Origin of the sequence: Corynebacterium sp. HMSC29G08, from assembly GCF_001806875.1 — a bacterium.
In the GTDB taxonomy this organism is placed as follows: domain Bacteria; phylum Actinomycetota; class Actinomycetes; order Mycobacteriales; family Mycobacteriaceae; genus Corynebacterium.
In genome coordinates this window covers 1-8,060 of sequence record NZ_KV786231.1, presented here as the reverse complement: position 1 = coordinate 8,060, position 8,060 = coordinate 1, and the positions used below count along the sequence as shown (strand labels likewise).

Sequence of the window (8,060 nt, the reverse complement as noted above, 5' to 3'; positions counted from 1 at the left end):
CAGTACCGATCACCGTCATCCGCATAGTTGGCAACATTAGCAGTTCGTGGAACGTTGGACTGTCAATAGGGTTATAGTGACACTTTAGATGTCTGGGGACTAATTCTAAGATTACTGCCAAATTGATGTATTTTAGTGGATATGAAGGTCCGGTTTTCGCTCCCAGTTTCAAACTGCCTAGCCCGCCTAGCTGTCACGTCAAATGGAACCCTCAATGACAAAGACTATGTGTTAAAAGTACGCTTCCCCGGAATCGAACTGTCTAGAGAACAAGCGCTGGGGTTGAACTTTTCCTATTCTGATTCTTTTAAAGCCGCGTTTGTCTATAACTCCGCTCAGGGAAGTTCTGAGCTTGGCAAGACCGCATTTTTTCGTATCCCGGAGGACGCTTTGGAAGCAGAGGTGGAAGTTGAAAGATGGCAAAAGAACTTTGATATTTCACCGATAACTGCGTTGCAGATGAATGTTAAAGCGCCGTGGAGCTGCTTCAATCACCTGACACTCAATGGCGTGGAGGTAACTGATTAACATGAGTTTTACTACCGGTAGGGAACACATCGATGTCTCTGTAGTTATCGGATTCCGCGACTGGGGACTACGTCGTATCCGCCTGGCTGTCGAAAGCATCCAGGTATCGTTCGGACGCTTTGCCGGAGAGGTGATTATCTCTGATTATGGGTCTCTTGACCCAAAAGTAAATGAGGAACTTGCTCGTGAGCTTGGCTGCCGCTATGTGTATACACCAGATGCGGAAGTCTGGTCTCGCTCCCGTGCGTTGAATGCCGGATTTGCAATTAGCCGCGGAGCGCTCTTGGTTTCAACAGACGCAGACATGGTCTTTTCACCAAAATCTTTTGAAAAGATCGTCGGAATCGCTCAGCGCCAGCCGCAGGCGGCTTTCTTCCTCCAGTGCCGCGATTTGCCGCAAGAAATGGATGACGAATGGGTTGAGAATAATCCGGGAGCTTGGGAGGAATTGGAAAGCAACTCTCAACTGCGGCCTAGGTGGGGCATGGGGGGAATGATGGCCATATCGCGACAAGGGTTCTTTGAAATCCGGGGTTTCGATGAGCGGTTCCACACGTACGGCGGTGAGGATCTTGATTTTGCGCAGCGCGCCCGGCGTGCCGGCTACAAGACAATCTGGGTCAATGACTCGGATGTCCGGATGTACCATATGTGGCATCCTCCGACACGGGCAATTGTGGACCAAACCGAAGATGGGCGAAATACCGTAGAACGCAATCGCGACATCGTCTACAACGATCCCAGTTTTGTTCGAAATTACATGCAGTGGTCCCATCGACCTGAAGATGCTCCACCTCTTGTTACAGTCGCAATTTGTACTCATAACCGTGCTGACTTGATTGGTGAATCGATCCAATCAGTGCTGTTTCAAACGATGCAGGACTTCGAAATCGTTGTCATTGATGATGGCGGAGAGGATAATACAAAAGAAGTCTTGGATGGGTTTGGGGACGAGCGTATCCGGTATTTTTGGCAGGAAAATGCCGGTATCTCGGCGGCACGGAATTTAGCAGCGGAGAAGAGCCGCGGCATTTATACCGCGGTCCTCGATGACGACGACATCATGCATCCCCGACGCTTGGAGTGGCAAGTAGGGGGATTAGTGCCAGGGACAGTAGGTAACGTCGGCGCCTTTGTGAACTTTGATGACACCACGGGTGAACTAAACCTCATCGTTTCAAAGATCCCGTCTATTGAAACGGCCATGGCGAACGGATCAGCACCAGGACATAGTACCTGGATGATCCGCACCGACGTAATTCGAAGCCTGCGGTACGACGAAACCTTAACGAGCGGTGTCGACAACAACATAATGCTTAGGCTTCTGCGTTCTGGTCTGATGCTCAGCCATGTAGGTAAAGCCGTAACGTTCAGAAGGATGCATAGCCGACAGGTGACCGTGCTGGATACTGACAGGCAGCTCGCTAGTGCAAGTTCAGCTTTGAAATTCATCCAGTGGCGCCTCAATGCTGGTGACCTTAAAAATATCGCGAACCTGGCCAAGGAAAATGGGGAGTACCCGCAAACAGCTCCTCGGGAGACGATGCTTAAAGATGCCGAACTATTTCTCCCCGACCACCTAGTCAATCGTGATTTGGTGTTAGCAGTGAAAAGCGGTGCGCCGGTACCTAGCAACTGGGATGGGCACCTGGTGTGCGCTGAATTTTCTGTTGGCACGGAGGAGATGCCGCCTGTCCCCATGGCAATTGTCAAGAATGCGACGTTCAAGGATATTGTGTCGGCCCGTCAGGCTGATCTTGACTTCACCGTGGTCGCGCCAACGGCGGGGAAGGAGGCTGCTCCAAACCGTTTAGACCAGATTGAATTGCTGCTTCAGAGTGCTGGCAACGTGATTGCTGCCCAGGGGCTAGAAAACAAGTTTATTTTGGTCAAACGGGACGTGTCTGATGAGCAAGAAAACCTGCCATGGAAAGTTCAGATTTGTGACCGAGGAGAAGTGGAGTCCGCTGTTGACGGTGACCCAGAGTGGATGATCTTCGGCGAAGAATACTGGGAGAGTGAAAATGCGGATTAGCAAAAGCAGGAACAAGCGCCGTCAGGTTGCATACACGGTTGAGTTGTCGGAATACGATGCTGAGCCACCTACAAGGACATGGCTGCTCGCGGACCTGCCGGACAAAATCAACCCGGAGCTGGAAGCAGTCGCACTGTACCTTGTTTTCGGAAGATGGTGTGGTGGCGAATTCATTGTTCCGCAAAAGATGGGGCCTAATACCGCTGCAGCAATTACTCGCCATGCGGGCATGGATTTCTTTCCAAATCCGATTGAGTATTATCCGAAGCCGCTTATGAAAGGTACTAAGTCCATAACGTTATCTGACCACCTGAGCAAGATCGATAGACAATCGTTAGTAGTCCTAAATTCGGACAGCTGGAATGGAAGTCTAAAATCGACATCTTCTCTCATCATTTCTACAAATGCAAACCTTTTTGAGCAGGATGATCACAAGTTCTACAGCAGGCTTGCGCCCGCACTCCTACTCGCTGAGGAGCTGGAGATGGCTGAGGTAGTAGTAGACGGAGCAACCAGTGATGGGTTTGAAGGCCTTTCCGCACTGTTCCGGCAAGTCGGGATTTCTTTAAGCGTTGCTGGTTAAGTGGCTCTTCGTGCTTTGGGACGCGAAGATTCTGGGTTGGGAATCACTACCGTTGCACAAGACGGAAACTATAATGTGTCGAAGATGAAGGCTGGATGCCCTCCAAGGTGTTACTGAAAAGCTGTTCTTAGCATTCAGGAAGAGGTCTGCGTTATGAAGCGTTAGTGTGCGTAGTGTTTGTCAAAATCGCCCTGCAAACCAACGGGGCCAAGATTGAAGTAAAAGAACAGTACTGTGCTTTCATCGCGCGGCTAAAGCATTTGCAGATAAGGAATATTTAATGGCAACCATCCCTTTCAGTGCAGAAGTAGCCGAGACGCTTCAGCAATACAGAGTGAGCATGCAATGGCACGAAAATAAGAGTCGGGACATGCCCGAAAGTCTGACATTTATCGACTCGGTAGAAATCGAACCGTTTGCAGGATTTTATGCGGGAGGGAACCTATGTACCATGGGCTCTTTTTCGTATTCCCATTCTCCGGTAAACCCTTATCTCCGAGTGGGGAGGTTTTGCAGTATATCGTGGGGGCTTAATATAGTCGGCCCACGGCATCCGGTCGAATGGGTCACTACTTCAAACGTAGTTTTTGACCCTCAGGCTGGGAACCTGAAGTTTTTTGAGAAAGACTTCGACGTTAAGTTCCAGCAAGGGGATCCTAGGAAGCTCGAGAAACCATTTCCCGTCATTGGAAACGATGTTTGGATCGGCCAGAACGTCACCTTGAATCGAGGCGTGACCATTGGCGATGGGGCTGTTGTAGCTGCGTTCTCAGTAGTCACTAAAGATGTTCCACCCTACTCGATCGTGGGTGGAAACCCCGCGCGAATCATTAAATTGAGGTTTCCCCGCGAAGTAGCTCAAAGGTTACTGGAGTCTCAGTGGTGGAATTTTGACCCAGTGAAGATAGCTCAACTCTCCATGGACGATCCAGTTGTCTTCCTCGACCGTCTCGATCAGCTGAAGGCAGAAGACGACATCAGCCTCTACACTCCAGAAGTGCTGACTAAGCAGGCGTTGGTGCCGGTGGTTTAATTGAAGGAAAATGAAATTGTAGTTTCGGAAATTGAATCAGACTCTAGTGGATGTGTATCGGCTAGGGTGCGAACGCTGGAAACAGATAGGACGATTTGGTTTCAGCTCCCTGACTCCCATCGTCCTCATCCGGATAGCATTGCTACAGCAATTGCCAGCGTATTCGGGACAGGATACGATCATTGGACGTACCTGGGGCCGATAAGCACAGAAGCGCTATCTCAGTTAGAAACGGTGACCGCTGCTGATTGGGACGCTCCCTTGTATTCGGTCATGGCGCGCGAACCGGGGCCTAACACCATTCTCAGCTTTAGTGGAGGTTTCGATTCCATGGCTGCGCTTGCGCTGCTTGGTGAGTCGACTCCTCTGGTTTCGGTGGATTTCGGTTCTAGGTTTCAGCGAGAACGCGCTTTCTTTGAACAGTTTGACACTGCCATAGTCGAGACTAATGCAAGAGATTTTGAACAGTCTTGGACGTTTATGGGGTCGGCTGCCATCTTGATGGCAGATTACTTTGATGGGGGGTATTTATCTTTTGGCTCTATTTTGGAAGCATCTCCTTGGGGGATGCTGGAACGACGTACCCCGCGTATCGGCCATCCCGTATTTCGGGCATCTGGATTGGACGAAACGAATCCTCTCGCCGGAATGACGGAGTTCGCTACCGCCCGGTTAGCAGCAATGGCCTACCCGGGTCTCATAGCAGAATCTCTTTTATCGTTGGCCGACCTTCATACCGAGAAGTATATGCGAAAGTATCTGATGCTTCAGATCGTGAAAGAGAACCTAAACGATCTGAACTTGGGCGACATACCGAAACCTTCGATGACGTCACCAATCCGCTTCGGTTCAAATTTTGCGGCCGACTTCCTCGCTCCCGGGCTATGGACGCATAATGAAAACTCGTCTGGCTGGATGGAAATTCCACTTGGATTCAACACTTGGCGAGCGGGTAAAGACTTCAACTTCTACTGGTCAGAATTACCGAATCAGACTTTTCATCCTCGAGAAACTGACAACCAAGAGATTTCTAAGCGCAAGTCCTTGTACGGCATTAAACCCTATGACGCAATTGACTGGGACAACTTTCGATCCGTGCTGGAGATCATTAAATTCTTCCATCAGCTACCCGGCAAAAGTTGGTAACTCATGATTAAAGCAATTGTTCGCCCTAACTCAATAGCCCTCCCCACCAATTATGACTTGGTTCGTGTGCCACCCACGTTGGATCATCCTAACTCACTAAAATACTTCTCTACCTTTGACTTTCATACGGTATTCAGCGATATCTTTCTCTGTGGGGAAGAGATTAGGTTAATAGGCCCTCCCTATCTTAATCTCCGCGAGGCTCTCGCAGCGGCAGAGTTTCGGATCGATGGTGGGATGACGATCGATGCAGCCGAGATCCGATGGGAAGAGATGGATAGGATGTCCCGGACTTCTCTGCCTCTAATACGCTCTTCCGAACTGACCTGGGTGCCGGAAACCGTGAGTTTGGTACTGCCTGATCTCGAGCTATCTTCGCAGATTGGAGCCAGTCACTGGGATGCGTTTGAAGGCACAAACGCTCTCGTGACTATGAACCGAAACAACCGATTGGAGACGATTGTCCAGTGGGTTGAACTTAATGTTCAGGCCAATGACGTCGATGCGCTGCTTCTGTTTGATAACCGCTCCACTTGGTACTCCTCCAAAGAAGTTTTAGATGCTGTTTCAGCTGTTGACGGCATAAAGACTGCCGTAGTCGTCGAATGGCCACACCCATACGGAGCTCTCTCGAAAAACCTTGACTCCGACTTTGGCCAATACACCGCGTGGGAGACCGCACATTGGCGATTTCTAAAGCATGCGCGGACGGTGATTATTTGCGACGTTGACGAGTTGATGTTGAGTGATGACGGACGCGCTGTGAGTGAGCTGGCGCTGGAAACAGGGAACGGCGTTTTGTACATGCGTTCGAGGGACGTTCCCCCAGTGGTGGCGAGGGCATCGGACCTAAATACTTATCGGCAGCATTCTGATTTCATTTTTAAAGGCGTCGGACCCATGGGTCCCAGAAAATACTGCTATGTCCCCAATCGTCTTCTACCGCAGCAGCAACTAAAGGTTCATGCAGTCAGCTATGCCCATGACAATGGTCCGAGCCAGGGAACAGTTAGACACTTCAAGGGCTTGCATATGGCGTGGCGTGAGGGTTTGAATTCGTACTCGCTCCCGCTTGTAGAGAGTTTAGGAGAATTGGAAGTGGATTCGAGACTTTTCGATCTATTTCAGCAGTATCCAGATGAGTGATTTAACCGTTTAGCTACTGGCGCTGGTTGGCTATTTGAAACTTTGGTGGTGCACGAGGGCAAGCGCCGCGATTTGGGTAATCCTCGCGGATATATCCCGATGAATGTTGATTTTGGTCTGCGTGATCCGAAGTATGGACCGGCGTTGTACGCGGCGATTACACAGATCATCGCTGAATGCGAGGCTGAGCATCCCGCTGCTAATGTTAATGCGGAGTATAAGATCTAATATCAACTCGAGAAAAGTTCGTTCGATCTTTAGGAGCTTTTGTGCAGGCGGTTGTTACCGGGGGTGCCGGTTTTATCGGCTCACACTTAGTTGATTTGCTGGTGACAGAGGGGCACCAGGTCACGGTTATTGACAACCTGAGCTCTGGCCGGACTGAAAACATTTCTCATCACTTGGAAGCCGGTGCGGTGGAGCTAGTGAAGCAAGACATTCGCGAAGCAGACTTTGAAGCTCTGTTTCGGCGTGTAGCACCCGAGGTGGTTTTCCATTTAGCTGCGCAAATCGACGTTCGCCGTTCGGTCGAAGACCCTTTTCTAGATGCAGAGTTAAATATTCTGGCGACGATTCGCATCGCGGAGGCCGCTCGGCGTACCGGGGTTCGCAGGGTAGTGCATACATCCTCGGGCGGTTCGATTTATGGCGAGCCAGATCATCTGCCCGCGACTGAAAAGCTCCACGTCGACCCGAAATCACCCTATGCCGCCTCGAAGGTTGCGGGCGAGCTCTACTTGAACGTCTACCGCCAACTGTATGGGCTTGAGACGAGTTTTATTGCTCCCGCAAACGTGTATGGGCCTCGACAGAATCCATTCGGCGAAGCCGGTGTGGTGGCGATTTTCTCCCGCAACTTACTGGATGGTAAACCAACGTGTGTATTTGGTGGCGGAACCAATACTCGGGACTATGTGTACGTTGGCGATGTAGCCCGCGCATTCTATCTGGCTTCGGCTGAAGCAGGTAACGGAGAACGGTTCAACATCGGCACGGGTGTGGAGACGACAGACCGTGCGCTGCATACTGCCGTTGCGAAGGCGGTGGGGGCACCTGACAGTCCTACAGATGAACCCGCTCGCCTCGGCGATGTTGCTCGCTCTGCACTGAGCTACGAAAAGGCCGAACGTGTATTGGGTTGGAAGCCTGAAGTGAGCCTTGCGGAAGGTGTTTTGCGGACTGTCGAGTATTTTCGGAACGAACCCAGTCGCGGTTAGCTGGGGTTGATACTGCTCGCAGTAGTGACGTCGTCAAGCAAGAGCTCTGGTTATTCGGTGAAGCCTTGGGTGCGGATGACGGAGCGACGCTTGCGGAATGCGGCGGTGAGCGCGGGGACGTGGTGGTCGTGGAAGTCGAAAACCGTGGCGGATGTCTCGGTGCCGCGGGTGACGCGGCCGATCTGTTGGATGACGTTGCCTTTGAACGCGACTGGGGCGGCGAGAACGAGCGCGTCGAGTGCTGGCAGATCCACGCCCTCGCCGGCGATCTGCGTCATCGCGATGAGTACGAAACGGGGTGTGGTGTTGAGCTTTTTGCGGGTGGCGCTGCGGTCTTTTGTTCAGAAGACTGAAATGGTAGCGGTGTGGTGA

Annotated in this window: 7 protein-coding genes and 2 pseudogenes; 8 read left to right on the top strand and 1 reads right to left on the bottom strand. The window is 51.2% G+C overall.

Annotated features, from left to right (window positions below):
• The first annotated feature begins 141 nt into the window (after positions 1 to 141).
• From HMPREF3101_RS11875 to HMPREF3101_RS04020, 8 genes and pseudogenes are all read left to right on the top strand, one after another.
• On the top strand, positions 142 to 528 hold the full coding sequence (locus tag HMPREF3101_RS11875) for a hypothetical protein (protein ID WP_141737352.1): 387 nt from the start codon (positions 142 to 144) through the stop codon (positions 526 to 528).
• Between the two features lies 1 nt (position 529).
• A complete protein-coding gene (locus HMPREF3101_RS04050) occupies positions 530 to 2,563 on the top strand; it encodes a glycosyltransferase (RefSeq protein ID WP_070462860.1) in 2,034 nt (677 codons plus the stop codon).
• A complete protein-coding gene (locus tag HMPREF3101_RS04045) occupies positions 2,547 to 3,146 on the top strand; it encodes a hypothetical protein (protein WP_141737351.1) in 600 nt (199 codons plus the stop codon). The genes HMPREF3101_RS04050 and HMPREF3101_RS04045 overlap by 17 nt, the downstream gene beginning before the upstream one ends.
• A 280-nt stretch (positions 3,147 to 3,426) precedes the next feature.
• Positions 3,427 to 4,179, top strand: coding sequence for a CatB-related O-acetyltransferase (locus tag HMPREF3101_RS12525; RefSeq protein WP_070462854.1), 753 nt, complete (start codon positions 3,427 to 3,429; stop codon positions 4,177 to 4,179).
• Positions 4,180 to 5,325, top strand: coding sequence for a hypothetical protein (locus tag HMPREF3101_RS04035; protein ID WP_141737350.1), 1,146 nt, complete (start codon positions 4,180 to 4,182; stop codon positions 5,323 to 5,325).
• Between the two features lie 3 nt (positions 5,326 to 5,328).
• Positions 5,329 to 6,471, top strand: coding sequence for a hypothetical protein (locus tag HMPREF3101_RS04030; RefSeq protein WP_070462848.1), 1,143 nt, complete (start codon positions 5,329 to 5,331; stop codon positions 6,469 to 6,471).
• A 42-nt stretch (positions 6,472 to 6,513) separates the two neighbouring features.
• A pseudogene (locus HMPREF3101_RS12405) lies at positions 6,514 to 6,699 on the top strand (UTP--glucose-1-phosphate uridylyltransferase); the annotation flags it as partial.
• Between the two features lie 41 nt (positions 6,700 to 6,740).
• Positions 6,741 to 7,688: an NAD-dependent epimerase/dehydratase family protein gene (locus tag HMPREF3101_RS04020; protein WP_070462842.1), complete on the top strand. Its 948-nt coding sequence runs from the start codon at positions 6,741 to 6,743 to the stop codon at positions 7,686 to 7,688.
• A 50-nt stretch (positions 7,689 to 7,738) separates the two neighbouring features.
• On the opposite strand, the pseudogene HMPREF3101_RS11870 reads toward HMPREF3101_RS04020, so the two are convergent.
• Positions 7,739 to 8,014: pseudogene (locus HMPREF3101_RS11870) on the bottom strand (RNA helicase); the annotation flags it as partial.
• Between the last annotated feature and the right edge of the window lie 46 nt (positions 8,015 to 8,060).

Coding starts and splice junctions, on each gene's coding strand:
- HMPREF3101_RS04030 (WP_070462848.1), top strand. CDS start 5,329: ATGATTAAAGCAATTGTTCGCCCTAACTCAATAGCCCTCCCCACCAAT.
- HMPREF3101_RS11875 (WP_141737352.1), top strand. CDS start 142: ATGAAGGTCCGGTTTTCGCTCCCAGTTTCAAACTGCCTAGCCCGCCTA.
- HMPREF3101_RS04050 (WP_070462860.1), top strand. CDS start 530: ATGAGTTTTACTACCGGTAGGGAACACATCGATGTCTCTGTAGTTATC.
- HMPREF3101_RS12525 (WP_070462854.1), top strand. CDS start 3,427: ATGGCAACCATCCCTTTCAGTGCAGAAGTAGCCGAGACGCTTCAGCAA.